General features: G+C 70.9%; 14 protein-coding genes. 13 read left to right on the top strand and 1 reads right to left on the bottom strand.

The window, feature by feature from the left end:
• The first annotated feature begins 213 nt into the window (after nt 1-213).
• Nucleotides 214-1,233, top strand: a complete 1,020-nt coding sequence (locus tag OG241_RS13360) for a 5-dehydro-4-deoxyglucarate dehydratase (RefSeq protein WP_405815509.1) — start codon at nt 214-216, stop codon at nt 1,231-1,233.
• Nucleotides 1,230-2,393, top strand: coding sequence for a hypothetical protein (locus OG241_RS13355; protein ID WP_405815508.1), 1,164 nt, complete (start codon nt 1,230-1,232; stop codon nt 2,391-2,393). Before OG241_RS13360 ends, OG241_RS13355 begins: the two co-directional genes overlap by 4 nt.
• Here OG241_RS13355 and OG241_RS13350 read toward each other — a convergent pair.
• Nucleotides 2,330-3,565 carry an MFS transporter gene (locus tag OG241_RS13350; RefSeq protein ID WP_405815507.1) on the bottom strand — a complete coding sequence of 412 codons (1,236 nt, stop codon included), beginning with the start codon at nt 3,563-3,565 and terminating at the stop codon, nt 2,330-2,332. The genes OG241_RS13355 and OG241_RS13350 overlap by 64 nt on opposite strands.
• A 170-nt stretch (nt 3,566-3,735) precedes the next feature.
• Here OG241_RS13350 and OG241_RS13345 point away from each other — a divergent pair, with 170 nt between their 5' ends.
• From OG241_RS13345 to OG241_RS13295, 11 genes are all read left to right on the top strand, one after another.
• Nucleotides 3,736-4,338: a TIGR03086 family metal-binding protein gene (locus OG241_RS13345; RefSeq protein WP_405815506.1), complete on the top strand. Its 603-nt coding sequence runs from the start codon at nt 3,736-3,738 to the stop codon at nt 4,336-4,338.
• An 80-nt stretch (nt 4,339-4,418) separates the two neighbouring features.
• Nucleotides 4,419-5,171: an MBL fold metallo-hydrolase gene (locus OG241_RS13340; protein WP_405815504.1), complete on the top strand. Its 753-nt coding sequence runs from the start codon at nt 4,419-4,421 to the stop codon at nt 5,169-5,171.
• A gap of 201 nt (nt 5,172-5,372) precedes the next feature.
• A complete protein-coding gene (locus OG241_RS13335; protein WP_405815503.1) occupies nt 5,373-6,041 on the top strand; it encodes a GntR family transcriptional regulator in 669 nt (222 codons plus the stop codon).
• A complete protein-coding gene (locus tag OG241_RS13330) occupies nt 6,038-6,949 on the top strand; it encodes a dihydrodipicolinate synthase family protein (RefSeq protein WP_405815502.1) in 912 nt (303 codons plus the stop codon). The genes OG241_RS13335 and OG241_RS13330 overlap by 4 nt, the downstream gene beginning before the upstream one ends.
• Nucleotides 6,946-8,685: an L-arabinonate dehydratase gene (gene araD, locus OG241_RS13325; RefSeq protein WP_405815501.1), complete on the top strand. Its 1,740-nt coding sequence runs from the start codon at nt 6,946-6,948 to the stop codon at nt 8,683-8,685. Before OG241_RS13330 ends, araD begins: the two co-directional genes overlap by 4 nt.
• A gap of 184 nt (nt 8,686-8,869) precedes the next feature.
• Nucleotides 8,870-9,805, top strand: a complete 936-nt coding sequence (locus OG241_RS13320; protein ID WP_405815499.1) for a carbohydrate ABC transporter permease — start codon at nt 8,870-8,872, stop codon at nt 9,803-9,805.
• Complete coding sequence (locus OG241_RS13315; protein ID WP_405815498.1) at nt 9,802-10,701, top strand: carbohydrate ABC transporter permease; 900 nt, start codon at nt 9,802-9,804, stop codon at nt 10,699-10,701. The genes OG241_RS13320 and OG241_RS13315 overlap by 4 nt, the downstream gene beginning before the upstream one ends.
• A complete protein-coding gene (locus OG241_RS13310) occupies nt 10,698-11,996 on the top strand; it encodes a polysaccharide lyase family 1 protein (protein WP_405815497.1) in 1,299 nt (432 codons plus the stop codon). The genes OG241_RS13315 and OG241_RS13310 overlap by 4 nt, the downstream gene beginning before the upstream one ends.
• Nucleotides 11,993-13,168, top strand: a complete 1,176-nt coding sequence (locus OG241_RS13305) for a Gfo/Idh/MocA family protein (RefSeq protein ID WP_405815496.1) — start codon at nt 11,993-11,995, stop codon at nt 13,166-13,168. The genes OG241_RS13310 and OG241_RS13305 overlap by 4 nt, the downstream gene beginning before the upstream one ends.
• Nucleotides 13,168-14,019: a PmoA family protein gene (locus OG241_RS13300; protein ID WP_405815494.1), complete on the top strand. Its 852-nt coding sequence runs from the start codon at nt 13,168-13,170 to the stop codon at nt 14,017-14,019. Before OG241_RS13305 ends, OG241_RS13300 begins: the two co-directional genes overlap by 1 nt.
• Nucleotides 14,016-15,548: a glycoside hydrolase 43 family protein gene (locus OG241_RS13295; protein WP_405815492.1), complete on the top strand. Its 1,533-nt coding sequence runs from the start codon at nt 14,016-14,018 to the stop codon at nt 15,546-15,548. Before OG241_RS13300 ends, OG241_RS13295 begins: the two co-directional genes overlap by 4 nt.
• Nucleotides 15,549-15,579 lie beyond the last annotated feature (31 nt).

Raw genomic sequence — 15,579 nt, 5'->3', positions numbered from 1 at the left:
TCGGGCGGCCGTATGCGTGTACGACATTCACATCCGTGGACACGCTATGGAGCCGTGGCGGCTGCCGTCAAGTGTGGCGCAGAGCTGCGCTTTCTGCCTCCAAGTGGGTGTCGATCAGCTTGACCGGCCCCCTGGTGGGCCCTTAGCGTGAAAGTGTTCAGAAATATAGACATGAATCATAAGCGTGCACGAATGCCTGTCCAGGGAGAGCCCGTGACGCCAGCCCCCCTCGCCGCCCGACTCACCGTCCCGAGCGGTCCGCTGTTCTTCCCCGTCACCGCGTACGGCCCCGACGGCTCGCTCGACCTCGACGTGTACCGCACGCATGTGCGGCAAGGGGTGGAGGCGGGTGCCGCGGCCGTCTTCGCATGCTGCGGGACCGGGGAGTTCCACGCGCTGACGCCGGAGGAGTTCCAGGACTGTGTACGGGCGGCGGTCGAGGCGACGGCCGGGCGCGTGCCCGTGGTCGCGGGCGCCGGATACGGCACCGCGCTCGCCGTGCGTTACGCGCGTCTCGCACAGGACGCCGGGGCCGACGGGCTGCTCGCCATGCCGCCGTATCTGGTCGTGGCCGGGCAGGAGGGGCTGCTGCGCCACTACCGGGAGCTGGCCGCCGCCACCGCGCTGCCGGTCATCGTCTACCAGCGCGACAACGCCGTGTTCACGCCCGGGACCGTTGTCGCTCTGGCGCGCACCGAGGGGATCATCGGGCTGAAGGACGGGCTCGGCGACATGGACCTGATGCAGCGGATCGTGAGCGCGGTCCGCACGGAGGTGCCCGGCGACTTCCTGTACTTCAACGGGCTGCCGACCGCGGAACTGACCGGGCTCGCCTACAAGGGCATCGGCGTCACCCTCTACTCGTCGGCCGTCTTCTGCTTCGCGCCCGAGATCGCGCTCGCCTTCCACAAGGCGTTCACCACCGGCGACGACGTGACCGTGAACCGGCTCGTGGACGGCTTCTACCGGCCGTTCGTCGAACTGCGGGCGCAGGGACGCGGATACGCCGTCTCGCTCGTCAAGGCCGGCGTACGGCAGGCCGGACTCGACGTCGGGGAGGTCCGGCCGCCGCTGCACGAGCCGTCCGAGGATCATGTGAAGCAGCTCGTGCGGCTCGTGGAGCGCGGTTACGCACTGCTCGACGCCGAGTCCGGTGCCGGCAGCGGTGCGGGGGCCGGCGGCGTCCGTCACGGTGGTGCCGGTGTTGATTCCGAGTTCGAGGAGAGCGTGTGAAGGCGTCCGCATTCGTCTATCCCTGGGACGTCAACGGCGACCCCGAGGCCGCCCGGCGGATCGCCGCGCTCGGTGTGGAACAGGTGACCCTGGCCTCCGCGTACCACTCCACGCGCGCGTTGACCCCCCGCCACCCCCGCCACCGCATCGTCACCGCCGAGCACGCGGCCGTGCTGTACCCGGCCGACGAGCGCTGGGCGGGCCGCGAGCTGCGGCCGTACGCTGCCGGAGCATGGGCCCCCGGGGACGCGTACGGCGAGGCCGCCGACGCCCTCGCCGAGGCGGGCCTCGACGTGCACACCTGGGTCGTCCTCGCGCACAACTCCCGTCTGGGCGCCGACCGTCCGGACACCTCCGTGGTCAACGCCTACGGGGACCGCTACCCATGGGCGCCCTGTATCGCGCAGCCCGCCACGCGCGCGTACCTCGTCGATCTCGCCGCCGAGGCCGCCGTACGGCCCGGAGCGCGCGGTACGGAACTGGAGTCCCTCGGCTGGTACGGACTCGCCCATCTGCACGCCCACGACAAGACCGGTGCCATCGGGCTCGGCGACGCCGGCCAGTATCTGATGGCGCTCTGCTTCTGCCCTTCCTGCCGGGCCGGGTACGGCGGCCAGGGCCTCGATCCCGACGAGCTTGCGGCGGCCGTACGCGCCGCGCTGGAGCCGTTCTGGCGGGGCGAGCCGGATCACGGGGGGTGGGCCGGGGTCGAGAAGGCCCTCGGTGACGAGCAGGCCGCCCGCACGCGCGCGTGGCGCGAGGAAACGGCCCGCACGCTCCAGGAGGCGGCCGTCGCGGCGGTCCGGGCGGCGGCCCCGGCCGGCTTCCAGGTGCTGCTGCACGCCGACCCCGTGTCCTACCACGTCGGCGCCAACGCGGGCGTGGACCCCGCGCACATCCTGTCCGTCGCGGACGGTGTGGTGGTGCCGTGCACGGGCGGGGCGGGACTGCTGACACCGTTCGCGGAGGTGGACGGGCAGGGTGCTGTCCTGGCCGCCAATCTGGTCGTGGTCTCCGGGATGGGCGGCAGCCCGGCCACGCTCGCGGCGGACGCGGAGCGCGCAGCCGATCTCGGGGCCACCGAACTGCGGCTCTATCACGCCGGGTTGGCGTCGGACGGCGATCTGGAGGCGGTACGGGACGCGCTCGCCCGGCGCTGAAACAGCGGGATCGCGGTCAGCAGCAGCGCGAGGGCGTACAACGGGAGAAGCACCCGGTGGTCGACGAGTTCGACCAGTGCGGCGCCCACGGCCAGACCGATCGCCGTGGGCGCGAACATCAGGGTGTTGGCGGTCGCCGCCGTACGGCCGAGCAGTTCCCCGGGTGTCTCCCGCTGTACGGCGGTGAGGCCCGCGATCAGCACGCACGGCAGGCCCATCCCGGCCGCCACGCCGGAGCCGAGGACCGCGAGGTCGGCCGGGACCGCCCGCAGAGCCGTGGCCGCGCCGGTCAGGACGATCCCGTACGCAGCGAACCGGCGCTCCCCGAGGCGGCGCAGCAGTGGGCCCGAGGCCAGGCCGACCGCCACCGAGCCGGCGCCCTGGAGGACGTACAGCGGGCCGGCGTACGTGGGGGAGTGGCCGAGCCCCTCGACGACGGCGTAGAGGGTGGCGGCGCTCAGGCCCGACAGGAGCATCGTCGTGCCGCCCGCCAGGACGAGCGGGCGCAGCCGGTCGTGCCGCCACAGGAAGAGGGCGCCCTCGGCGGTCCGGGCGCGCAGGCCGGTCGCCGGGGGCGGCGGAGCGCTCTCGCGGACGCGCAGCCAGGCATACAGGAAGGTGGCGAGGACGAACGTGACGGCGTCCAGGAGGGCCACGCTCGGACCGCCGTAGGCCGCGTAGAGGCCCGCGCCGGCCGACGGGGCGACCAGTTTCATGCCCTCGTTCGCCGTCATGCGCAGGCCGTTGAAGTCGCCCAGCAGCGAGGCGTCGACAGCCGTGGCGACCAGGGCCGACTCGGCCGCGTCCTGGACGACGCCCACCGCTCCGTACACGAACAGGACGGCGAAGAGGATCCACACGCGGTCTGCGGAGTCGACCGTGAACAGGGCTGTCAGGAGGGCCGCCAGGGTTATGTTCGTGCAGATCAGGAGCGGTTTTCGTCGGGTGCGGTCGGCGAGCGTGCCCAGCAGCGGGCCCGCCAGGCTCGGCGCCCACATCGCGAACAGGCAGAGCGCGGCCAGGCCGTCCGAGCCGGTGAGGTCCTTGACCCAGATCCCGGAGGCCAGCCACAGGGCCGAGGTGCCGAAGCCGGAGACCACGACCCCGGCGAGATACAGCCCGGCGGCGCGGTCCCGCAGCACGCGCACCACGGACCAGTTTCGAGTCGTCATGCCTGGTCATCGTGGAGCTAAGGGGTGGGCGGAGGCATCGGGAAGGTGCCATAGGAACGAGGGTGTGCCGGGCCGGGCGATGAGTTTCGCGTACGGCGGCGGTCTACACCCTGCCGTGCCGACCGGGCGTGTGTACCAGCCCGGCCACCCGACAACTTACGGAGAAACCGATGACCGACCGGACGACCACCCTCGACCTCGGACCGCAGACCCGGATCGTGGCCCGGCTCGCGGAGCGGGTGAGCGACCAGCAGCTCGTGGCCGGGACGCCGTGCCCGGCGTACGCCGTACACAATCTGCTGGGTCATGTCGCCGGACTGGCCGTCGCCTTCCGTGACGCCGCGCGCAAGGAGCTCGGCGCTACGACTGCCGCCAACCCGGCCGATGTCGTGCCCGACATCCCCGACTTCACGGACGGCTGGCGCGAGAGCCTGACGAAGGCGCTCGACGAACTCGCCGACGCCTGGCGCGACCCGGCCGCCTGGACCGGCGAGACCCGCGCCGGTGGCGTGACGCTGCCGGGCGCGGTCGCCGCGGCCGTCGCGGCCGACGAACTCGTCGTCCACGGCTGGGACCTGGCCCGTGCCACCGGACAGGAGTACGAGCCCGATCCGGCCGCCGTGGAAGCGGCCCACGGCTTCCTGGCCGCCGCCGTGGAGCAGAGCGGCGGGGTCGGCATCTTCGGTCCCGTCGTCCCCGTGCCGGACGACGCTCCGCTGCTGGACCGGGTGATCGGGCTCAGCGGACGGGATCCGAGGTGGACCGCCGAGTGACCGGGCTCGGGCGGTAGCCCCCGCCCGCACGGCACGCCAAACCCCGTACAGCCGCCCGCACCGCCCCGTACGCTCCGGGCATGCCCCTGAGCCTCACCGTCCTCGGCACCGCCTCTCCGCATCCGGCGCCGGGACGTCCCTGCTCCGGCTATCTGGTGCGCGGCGGTGGTGCCGAGGTGTGGATGGACGCCGGGCCCGGCACCTTCGCGGAATTGCAGAGGCACACCGATCCCGCACGGCTCACCGCGATCTGGATCTCCCATCTGCACGCCGACCACAACGCCGATCTGCTCGCCGCCGTGTACGGGTTCGCGTACGGCGGGATGACCCCGCCCTCGCCGATCCCCGTCTACGCGCCCCGAGAGTGCGCGCGCCGGATCGCGGGGTTCTTCGGACAGCCCAACCTCGGCTTCCTGAGCGGAATCCTCGACTTCAGGCCGCTGCACGACGGCCACACGGTCCGGCACTGGAACCTGCGCCTCACCACCCGAGCCGTCTCCCACGGCATGGAGGCGTACGGGCTGCGCGCCGAGTCGCAGGGGAAGGCTCTCGCGTACTCCGGGGACACCGGGCCCTGCGAGGCGCTCGCCGAACTCGCCCGAGGCGCCGACCTGTTCCTGTGCGAGGCCGACATCGACCGGCACGATGATGGCGATGGCGAACAGGTTCATCTGACGCCGGAGGACGCGGGCGCCTACGCGAAGGGGGCCGCCTCGCTGCTCATCACGCACGTCGGGCCCACGCTCACCCCCCAGGCGGCCACCGACCGCGCCGCCGCCGTCTTCGGCGGGCCCACCGACACGGCGTTCGAAGGCACCACGAAGCTCATCTGACCTCACCGGGCCTCATCCGGCTCTCGCGCCTCGCGGGAGCGACATCTCAACTTCCTTTGTCAGAAGCGTTGACGAAACACGGCGCCCCTCCTACCTTCAAGCCGTCGTACTTCGTACGTCATATATGAGACGCGATATGTGAGATCCGATACGCGAGATCTGATCCGGTGGATCAGGTCCGTCAAGCTCCGAGAGGCACGCATGACCTCTGTGCCCACGCCGATCCCGTCCCGCACGCAGTTCGTGCTGGAGGGGATCAAACACCGCATCCTCACCGGACAGTTGACGCCGGGGCAGGCCCTGGTCGAGACCGAGCTCGCCGCACAGTTCGGGGTGTCGAAGACCCCGGTGCGCGAGGCGCTCAAGACACTGGCCGGCACCGGGCTCGTCGTGATGAACCAGTACAAGGGCGTCACGGTGCGCATGGTGGACGCGGACATGGCGCGCGAGGTCTACGACGTACGGCTGCTCCTCGAGCCGGAGGCCCTCAAGCGGTCCGTCCGCAGAGGAGCCTCGCTCGACGCCGCTCGGGATGCGCTGAACAGGGCCGACGAGGCCACCGACACGGCCGAACGGTCCCTGGCCAACCGGGAGTTCCACCGCTCCCTGTACGTCCGGTGCGGCAATCCGCTGCTCGGCCGGATGCTCGACGAGGTGCGCGACCAGGCGGCCCTGGTCTCCGCCGTCGCCTGGGCCGCCAACCCCTCGTGGGAGCGGGAGGCGGACGAGCACCGGGAGATCCTGCGGCTCGCCCTCGCCGGTGACTCCGACGGTGCGGCGCGTGCCCTGCACGCCCATATCGAGTCGTTCGTGCAACGGGCTTACCCGGCAGGGGAGTCCGAGGTCCAGGGAGAGGGCGGTCAGGAATGAGCGGCGTGGCGTTCGAGGCACAACGGGCGGCCCTGGCCGACGTGGTGGCGATCCCGGTGACCCCGTTCGCCGAGGACGGCACCGTCGACCAGAGCGCTCACCGGGCCCTGCTGCGCCGACTGGTCGACGGCGGCGTCACCACCCTCACGCCGAACGGCAACACGGGCGAGTTCTACACCCTGACCCCCGAAGAGCGGCGCCTGGTCACCGAGTTGACCGTCGACGAGGTCGGCGACCGGACCGTGATCCTCGTCGGCGTCGGCCACGACGTCCCGACGGCGGTGGCCGCAGCCCGGCACGCCCAGGACAACGGGGCCGCGATGGTGATGGTCCACCAGCCCATCCACCCGTACGTCTCCGAGGGCGGCTGGGTCGACTACCACCGGGCCATCGCCGAGGCCGTACCGGAGCTGGGCGTCGTTCCGTACATCCGCAACGCCTCGCTCAGCGGGCTCCGGCTCGCCGAACTCGCCGATGTCTGCCCCAATGTCATCGGCGTGAAGTACGCCGTCCCGGACGCCGCCCGCTTCGCCGCCTTCGCCCGTGACGCCGGGCTCGAACGCTTCGTGTGGGTGGCCGGGCTCGCCGAGCCCTATGCGCCCTCCTACTTCTCGGCGGGCGCCACCGGCTTCACCTCCGGGCTGGTGAACGTCGCCCCGGCCGTTTCGCTGAACATGATCGAAGCGCTTCGATCGGGGGACTACCCGGGTGCCATGAAGGTCTGGGAGCAGATCCGCCGCTTCGAGGAGCTGCGCGGCGCCAACGCCTCCGCGAACAACGTGACCGTCGTCAAGGAGGCCCTCGCCTCCCTCGGCCTGTGCCGCCGCGACGTCCGCCCGCCGAGCCGTGCACTGCCCGAGGACGAACGCGCCGAGGTCGCCGAGATAGCCGCCGGGTGGTCCATATGAAGCCCGACCAGGTGCGCAAGGCGCCCGAGGAGCTGCGAAGCCATCAGTGGTACGGGACTGACGGGCTGCGTTCCTTCAGCCACCGGGCCCGTACCCGCCAGCTCGGCTATCTCCCCGAGGAGCATCTCGGCAAGCCCGTCATCGCGATTCTCAACACCTGGTCGGACATCAACCCCTGTCATGTGCACCTCCGTGACCGGGCGCAGGCCGTGAAGCGGGGCGTGTGGCAGGCGGGCGGATTCCCGCTGGAGTTCCCGGTCTCCACGCTCAGCGAGACCTTCCAGAAGCCGACCCCCATGCTCTACCGCAACCTCCTCGCCATGGAGACGGAGGAGCTGCTGCGCTCGTACCCGGTCGACGGGGCCGTCCTGATGGGCGGCTGCGACAAGTCGACGCCCGCCCTGCTGATGGGTGCCGCGTCCGTCGACCTGCCGGCCGTCTTCGTGCCCGCCGGGCCCATGCTGCCGGGGCACTGGCGCAACGAGGTCCTCGGCTCCGGCACCGACATGTGGAAGTACTGGGACGACAAGCGTGCCGGACTCATCGGTGACTGCGAGATGACGGAGCTGGAGAGCGGGCTCGCCCGTTCCCCCGGTCACTGCATGACCATGGGTACGGCGTCCACGCTCACCGCCGCCGCCGAGGCGCTCGGGGTGACCGTGCCGGGGGCGTCCAGCATCCCCGCCGTCGACTCCGGGCACGACCGGATGGCCGCCGCGTCTGGCCTGAGGATCGTCGAACTGGTCCACCAGGACCGCAAGTTGAGCGACATCCTCACCGCCGACGCCTTCACCGACGCGGTCACGACCGTCCTCGGCCTCGGCGGCTCCACCAACGCCGTGATCCATCTGATCGCCATGGCGGGCCGGGCCGGTGTCCGGCTCACCCTCGACGACTTCGACCGCATCGCGCGGACCGTGCCCGTACTCGCCAACGTACGGCCCGGCGGACAGACGTACCTCATGGAGGACTTCCACTTCGCCGGTGGCCTGCCCGGATTCCTCTCCCGGATCACCGACCTGCTCCATCTGGACCGGCCGACGGTGTCGTACGACAGCATGCGCGAGCAGCTCGACGGCGCGCAGGTGCACAACGACGAGGTCATCCGGCCGCGCGACAAGCCGGTCGCGAACGAGGGCGGGGTCGCCGTCCTGCGTGGCAACCTCTGTCCGGACGGCGCCGTCATCAAGCACATCTCCGCTGAGCCGCACCTGCTCAAGCACACCGGACGCGCGGTCGTCTTCGACGACTACCGCACCATGCAACGCACCATCAACGACCCGGAGTTGGGCATCAGCGCCGACACCGTCCTGGTGCTGCGCGGCTCCGGCCCCAAGGGCGGCCCGGGCATGCCCGAGTACGGGATGCTGCCCATCCCCGACCACCTGCTCAAGCAGGGCGTACGGGACATGGTGCGGATCTCCGACGCCCGGATGAGCGGCACCAGTTACGGCACGTGCGTGCTGCACGTGGCCCCCGAGTCGCATGTCGGCGGGCCGCTCGCGCTCGTCCGCACCGGCGACACCATCACCCTCGACGTCGAGGGAAGGTCACTCCAACTCAACGTGGACGACGACGAGTTGGCGCGCAGGCGGGCGGAGTGGACGCCGCCGGCCGAACGGTACGAGCGCGGTTACGGCGCGCTCTACAACGAGCAGATCACCCAGGCCGACACCGGCTGCGACTTCGAGTTCCTGGCCAGGCCGGGCAAGTCCCCAGATCCTTACGCAGGTTGAGTCAGCCCACCCAGGGGCGCGGGGAACCGCGCGACAAGCCACCACCCACCCGCCGCACTACAGCAAGAGGCACCCCGTACCGCGAAAGGGGCCGACCTCCGCACATCGAGAAAGCGCTTCCCGTACGACGCACGCACGACGCACGTTCAACGCACGCACGACGTACCGAGAACGGAGACCAGTCATGGCCCAAGCCGCAGTCGTGGCGAAACCGCCCACGCCACCCCGGCGGCGGCGTGCCTCCGCGACGCCGCGAAGGCTCCCCTACCTGCTGATCGCACCGGCCGCCCTGCTCATGCTGGGCTTCATCGCCTACCCGGTCCTCAGCGTCTTCTACTACAGCCTGCAGAACTTCAACCCCACCAAGCCCTGGCGCAACGGCTTCGCGGGATTCGACAACTTCACGCACGCCTTCACCGACGACCCCCAGTTCTGGGACACCCTGGTCTTCAGCGGCAAGTGGGTCGTCGTCGAGGTCGGCCTGCAGCTGATGTTCGGGCTGGCACTCGCGCTCATCGTCAACCAGACCTTCGTGGGGCGGTCGATCGGCCGCGCGCTGGTCTTCTCGCCCTGGGCCGTCTCGGGCGTCCTCACCTCCGCGATCTGGGTACTGCTCTACAACTCCCAGACGGGCATCACCCGTTACCTCGCGGACGCCGGCATCGGGACGTACGGGACGAGCTGGCTGTCGGACACCGCCACCGTGTTCCCGGCGGCGATCGTCGCCGACCTCTGGCGAGGCGTGCCCTTCTTCGCGATCCTCATCCTGGCCGACCTCCAGTCCGTCTCCAAGGACCTGTACGAGGCCGCCGAGGTCGACGGCGCCAGCCGGTTCAAGCAGTTCTGGCACATCACGCTGCCGCACCTCAAGGACGCCATCGTCCTGTCCACGCTGCTGCGCGCGGTCTGGGAGTTCAACAACGTCGACCTCCTCTACACCCTCACGGGCGGCGGGCCGGCCGGCGAGACCACGACACTCCCGCTCTACATCGCCAACACCAGCGTCGACGCGCACAACTTCGGCTACGCCTCCGCCCTCACCACGGTCGCGTTCGTGATCCTGCTCTTCTTCTCGATCGTCTACCTGCGGCTCAGCAAGTTCGGAGGGGAGAGCAAGTGATCACCAAGGAAGCCACCGCGATCGTGCCCACGCCCGTGGACGACGTCCCCGAGCCGCCGCGCCCGCAGAAGAAGCAGCGCCGCGCCTGGGACGAGGCCCCGCGCTGGCAGATCTACCTCCCGCTGGGGATCTACCTCGTCTTCACCCTCATCCCCTTCTACTGGATCCTCCTCTTCGCGCTGCGTCCGGCCGGTTCGACCTCCCTGGTCCCCTGGCCGATGACCAACGACCACTTCGAGAAGGTGTGGACCGAGCGAAGCTTCGGCACGTACTTCGAGAACAGCATCCTCGTCGGCCTCGCCACGTTGGTGATGACGACGCTCGTCGCCCTGGCCGGCGGCTACGCCCTCGCCCGCTTCGACTTCAAGGTCAAGCGCGCCTTCATGCTGGCCCTGCTCTGCTCCCAGTTCGTGCCGGGCGCCCTGCTGCTGGTGCCGCTGTTCCAGATCTTCGCCCAGCTGCAGATGATCAACTCGCTGGGCGCGGTCATCATCGCCGAGACGGTCTTCCAGCTCCCGCTGTCGATGATCCTCATCAGCGGCTTCATCAAGAACGTGCCGTACACCCTGGAGGAGGCCGCCTGGGTCGACGGCTGCAACCGCTTCACCGCGTTCCGGATCGTCGTACTGCCCCTGCTGCGGCCCGGGTTGATCGCCGTCGGCTCCTTCGCCTTCGTGCACTCCTGGAACCACTTCCTGTTCGCCCTGATGTTCCTCAGCGACCAGGGCAAGCAGACCATCCCGGTCGGCCTCAACACCCTGATGAGCGCGGACAGCGTCGACCTGGGCGCCCTCGCGGCGGGCGGCATCATCGCCGCCGTACCCGTGGTGATCGTCTTCGCCTTCATCCAGAAGTGGCTGATCACCGGCTTCAGTGCGGGGGCGGTGAAGGGATGAGACGCCTTCTGCAAGTGGCCGCCGCCATAGGGCTGTTGGGCGCCGCGCTGAGCACCCCGGCCGGCGCCGACGCCCGCGACCTCAGCCGCGACACCCTGCCCGCGAACGACGGCTGGGCCGCCGCCGACGGTGGCACCACCGGCGGGGCGGCGGCGGACGACGCCCATGTGTTCACCGTACGGAGCCGCGGTGAACTGGTCCGCGCCCTCGACGGCGGCAGCGCCACCCCGAAGATCATCCGTGTCACGGGGACGATCGACGCCAACACCGCTGACGGCGGCGGGCACTTGGGGTGCGGGGACTACGCGGACGGCACCGGGTACACCGTGCGCGACTATCTCGCCGCGTACGACCCCCGCACCTGGGGTTCCGCAAGGCCCAGCGGGACGCAGGAGGAGGCCCGGCAGGTCGCGGCGGCCCGGCAGGCCGAGCGGGTCGTGCTGCCCGTCGGGTCCAACACGACCATCGTCGGGCTCGGTTCGGGCGTCGTGCTCAAGGGGGCGAGCCTCCAGATCAGGAACGCGGACAACGTGATCGTCCGCAACCTCGAACTGCGCGACGCCTACGACTGCTTCCCCGTCTGGCAGCCCAACTCCGGTGGCCTGGGCGACTGGAAGACGGCCTACGACACCCTCTGGCTGAACGGCGCCACCCATGTCTGGGTCGACCACGTCACCGCCTCCGACAAGGGCCACCCGGACGCCGACGAGCCCACCTACTTCGCCCGCAACTACCTGCGCCACGACGGCCTGTTGGACATCACCAACGGCTCCGACCTGGTCACCGTCTCCTGGAGCCGGTTCGCCGACCACGACAAGGCGATGCTCATCGGCAGCGGCGACACGGCCACCGGCGACCGAGGGAAACTCCGGGTCACCCTGCACCACAACGAGTTCCGCTCGCTGACCCAGCGCGCCCCGCGGGTCCGCTTCGGACAGGTGCACGTCTACAACAACCGCTATCTGATCGACCACGGCGACGACTACCGCTACTCCCTGGGAGTCTCCACGGAGTCCGCCGTGTACGCCGAGAACAACGCCTTCACCGCCCCCGGGCACGTCGAGGCCGCCGACCTGGTCAAGAGCTGGAACGGCACCGCCCTGCACCAGACGGGCACCCTCTTCAACGGCTTCCCCGTCGATCTTCTGACCATCTACAACGCCTACAACTCGGGCAGCGAGCGCGACCTCACAGCCGACGTCGGCTGGACGCCTACCCTGCACACAAAGATCGACAGCGCCGACACGGCCGACCGAGAGGTGGCACGCGGCGCGGGCGCAGGGAGGCACACATGAACACGACACCGACGGCCACTCGTCAGGTCACCCCGGTTCCGGTAGTGCTCGCGGGAGCACGCGGCCACGGGCACTGGCATCTCGCGAACATCCGCCGGCTCCAGGACAAGGGACTCGTCCGGCTGGCAGGCGTCTGCGAACTCACCCCGATGACCGACGAGGAGCTCGACGGCCTCGGCACGCCCGAACAGTCCGCCGACTTCGGCGCGCTCCTCGACTCCACCGGCGCCGCCATCGCCGTGATCTGCACACCGATCCCCACCCACACCGACCTCGCGCTCATCGCCGCCGCCAAGGGCGTGCACCTGCTCCTCGAGAAGCCGCCGGCGCCGTCGTACGCCGAGTTCCGGCGGATGGCCGACGGGGTCGCGGCGGCCGGGGTCGCCTGCCAGATCGGCTTCCAGTCGCTCGGCTCGCACGCCCTGCCCGCGATCCGGGAACTGATCGCCGAGGGCGCCATCGGTACGGTGACCGGCGTAGGCGGGGCGGGCGCGTGGGCGCGCGACGAGGCGTACTACCGGCGCGCGCCCTGGGCCGGCAAGCGCAGGCTGAACGGTGTGGACGTCATCGACGGCGCCCTCACCAACCCGCTCGCGCACGCCGTCGCCACCGGCCTCGCCCTCGGCGGCAGCACCCGCGCCGAGGACGTCACCGGCATCGAGACCGAGCTGCTGCGCGCCAACGACATCGAGTCCGACGACACCTCCTGCGTCCGCGTCACCACCGCGAACGGCGTCCCGGTCACCGTCGCCGCCACCCTGTGCGCCGAGCACCCGGACGACCCGTACGTCCTCGTGCACGGCACCAGCGGCCGGATCACCTTCTGGTACAAGCAGGACCGCGTGCTCCTCCAGCGCTCCGGACACGGCCCGGAGGAGTACGAGTACGACCGCACCGACCTGCTGGAGAACCTCGTCGACCACCTCACCGAGGGCGCCGAACTGCTGGTCGTGCCCGACGAGACGGGCGCCTTCATGCGGGTCGTCGAGGCGATCCGGCAGGCTCCCGACCCGGCCCAACTCCCTTCGGATGCCTGGGAGTTCGCACCCGGCGAGACTCCGCGCCGAGTGGTACCCGGCATCGACGGTCTGGTCGCCGCAGCGGCCGACACCCTCTCCCTCTACTCCGAGCTGGGCGCCCCCTGGGCGCTCCCCAAAGAGGTGAGCACCTGATGAACCAGATGCCCAACGAGTCGCTGGTCCTGCGGGTCGCGGGCCGCCCGGTCGGCCGCTACACCGGCCGGCCGGAGCTGCCGCTCCGCCACGCGCCCCGCCCGTATCTGCACCCCGTCACCACCCTGGCCGGCACCGCTGTCACCGAGCTCAGCCCCGCCGACCACACCCACCACCTCGGCGTCGGTGTCGCCATACCCGACGTCGAGGGGAACAACTTCTGGGGCGGGCGCACCTACGTACGGGACCAGGGACCGACCGAGCTGGACAACCACGGCGCCCAGCGGCACACCGCCTACCAGCTCCGCGACCCCGACGGCTTCGTCGAGGAACTCCGCTGGATGGTCGGCGCCGGTGAACTGCTGCGCGAACGCCGTACGGTCGCCGCCACCGAACTCACCGCCTCCGCCTGGGCGTTGGACTTCACCTTCTCCCTCACCAACATCACCTCCGCGCCCCTCTCCATCGGCAGCCCGGCCACCAACGGCCGCCCCGGCGCGGCCTACGGCGGCTTCTTCTGGCGGGCCCGCAAGGAGGCCGCCGCCCCCGACGTCTTCACGGCCGTCACCGAGGGCGAGTCGGCGGTCCACGGCACTCGCGCCGACTGGCTCGCCCTGGCCGGCACCAACTGGACGCTCGTCTTCGCCGGAGCCACCGAACAGACGCGCCGCGACCCGTGGTTCGTCCGGGCCGAGGAGTACCCGGGGGTCGGCTCGTCGCTCGCGTCCGACGAACGGCTGCCGATCGGGCCGGGCGAGACCGCCGTACGCCGGATCGTCACCGTCGTCGCCGACGGGCGCCTCGACCGGGGCGAGGCCGCGGCTCTCGTACGGAAGGCGGTGAGCCCGTGATCACCGGTGCCGATCTCGGCGACGGGACTTACCGCAACCCGGTCCTGAACGCGGACTGGTCCGACCCGGACGTCCTCCGCGTCGACGACGACTTCTACCTCACCGCGTCCAGCTTCGGCCGGGCACCCGGCCTGCCCCTTCTCCACTCCCGGGACCTCGTCAACTGGACCCTCGTCGGCCATGCCCTCGAACGACTGCAGCCGGCCGCCGAGTTCACGGTTCCGCGCCACGACTGCGGGGTCTGGGCACCTTCGTTGAGGTATCACGACGACCGCTTCTGGATCTTCTGGGGCGACCCCGACCACGGCATCTACCAGGTCAACGCCCCGGCCGTACGCGGCCCTTGGACCAGCCCGCACCTGGTCAAGGAGGGCAAGGGGTTGATCGACGCGTGCCCGCTGTGGGACGAGGAGACCGGCGAGGCGTATCTCGTGCACGCCTGGGCCAGGTCCCGGTCGGGCGTGAAGAACAGGCTCACCGGCCACCGAATGCACCCCGAGGGCACGGGACTTCTGGACGAGGGCAAGGTGATCGTCGACGGCGACCGCATCCCCGGCTGGTTCACCCTGGAGGGCCCGAAGCTCTACAAGCACGACGGCTGGTTCTGGATCCTGGCGCCCGCCGGGGGAGTGGAGACCGGCTGGCAGGGCGCCCTGCGCTCCCGTGACTTCTTCGGGCCGTACGAGGAGCGGATCGTCCTGGAGCAGGGGGACACCGACGTCAACGGGCCCCACCAGGGTGGCTGGGCGCGCACCTCGGCAGGCGAGGACTGGTTCCTGCACTTCCAGCAGCGCGGCCCGTACGGCCGTGTCGTGCACCTTCAGCCGATGAGCTGGGACGCCGACGGCTGGCCCGTCATGGGTGACGCCGGCGCCCCCGTCGCCGTACACCGCAAGCCCGATCTGCCGGTGCAGCCGCCCGCCGCGCCCGCCACCGACGACGACTTCCCCGGCGGACGGTACGGCCGCCAGTGGCAGTGGACGGCCAACCCGCAGGACGGCTGGGCCACCCAGCACTCGGGGGACGGGCTGCGGCTGAGCTGCGTACGCAGCGCCGACGCCCATGACCTGCGGAAACTCCCGAACATCCTTACCCAGCGGCTGCCCGGCATCGTATGCGATGCCGAGGTGGAGCTGCGGCTCGACAGCGAGGAGCCGGGGGCGCGGGCCGGGCTGGCCCTGCTGGGCGACTCCTTCGGCTGGATCGGCCTGGAGCGGGCCGACGACGGGACTGTCCGGCTCGTCCACCGGTTCGCGGAGTCCGTCGCCGAGCGCGAGCGGGACGCCGGTCGGCCGCGGACGGTTCCCGAGGGCAGGGTCCGGCTGCGGATCGCGATCGGGGCGGGGGCCCGCTGCCGGTTCGCGTACGACCTCGGCGCCGGGGACGGCTGGGAACCGTCCGGGCCGGTGTTCGCAGCCACCCCCTGGCGCTGGGTCGGTGCCCTGCTCGGGCTCTTCGCGCTCGCACCCGTGGGCGGGGGACACGCCGGCGCGGCCACGTTCACGCAGTTCAGAGTCAGTTCCTTGTAACGCACCTTATTCGTATGCCTGTTGGGAGCCG

Origin of the sequence: Streptomyces sp. NBC_01390, from assembly GCF_045040105.1 — a bacterium.
GTDB lineage: Bacteria > Actinomycetota > Actinomycetes > Streptomycetales > Streptomycetaceae > Streptomyces.
This window is presented reverse-complemented; position numbering and strand designations above follow the sequence as displayed.

What these genes read in the sequence shown, in the direction of transcription:
- OG241_RS13350 (WP_405815507.1), bottom strand. Translation starts at nt 3,565, where the DNA reads ATGACGACTCGAAACTGGTCCGTGGTGCGCGTGCTGCGGGACCGCGCC.
- OG241_RS13335 (WP_405815503.1), top strand. Translation starts at nt 5,373, where the DNA reads ATGACCTCTGTGCCCACGCCGATCCCGTCCCGCACGCAGTTCGTGCTG.
- OG241_RS13345 (WP_405815506.1), top strand. Translation starts at nt 3,736, where the DNA reads ATGACCGACCGGACGACCACCCTCGACCTCGGACCGCAGACCCGGATC.
- araD (WP_405815501.1), top strand. Translation starts at nt 6,946, where the DNA reads ATGAAGCCCGACCAGGTGCGCAAGGCGCCCGAGGAGCTGCGAAGCCAT.
- OG241_RS13320 (WP_405815499.1), top strand. Translation starts at nt 8,870, where the DNA reads ATGGCCCAAGCCGCAGTCGTGGCGAAACCGCCCACGCCACCCCGGCGG.
- OG241_RS13340 (WP_405815504.1), top strand. Translation starts at nt 4,419, where the DNA reads ATGCCCCTGAGCCTCACCGTCCTCGGCACCGCCTCTCCGCATCCGGCG.
- OG241_RS13305 (WP_405815496.1), top strand. Translation starts at nt 11,993, where the DNA reads ATGAACACGACACCGACGGCCACTCGTCAGGTCACCCCGGTTCCGGTA.
- OG241_RS13300 (WP_405815494.1), top strand. Translation starts at nt 13,168, where the DNA reads ATGAACCAGATGCCCAACGAGTCGCTGGTCCTGCGGGTCGCGGGCCGC.
- OG241_RS13310 (WP_405815497.1), top strand. Translation starts at nt 10,698, where the DNA reads ATGAGACGCCTTCTGCAAGTGGCCGCCGCCATAGGGCTGTTGGGCGCC.
- OG241_RS13330 (WP_405815502.1), top strand. Translation starts at nt 6,038, where the DNA reads ATGAGCGGCGTGGCGTTCGAGGCACAACGGGCGGCCCTGGCCGACGTG.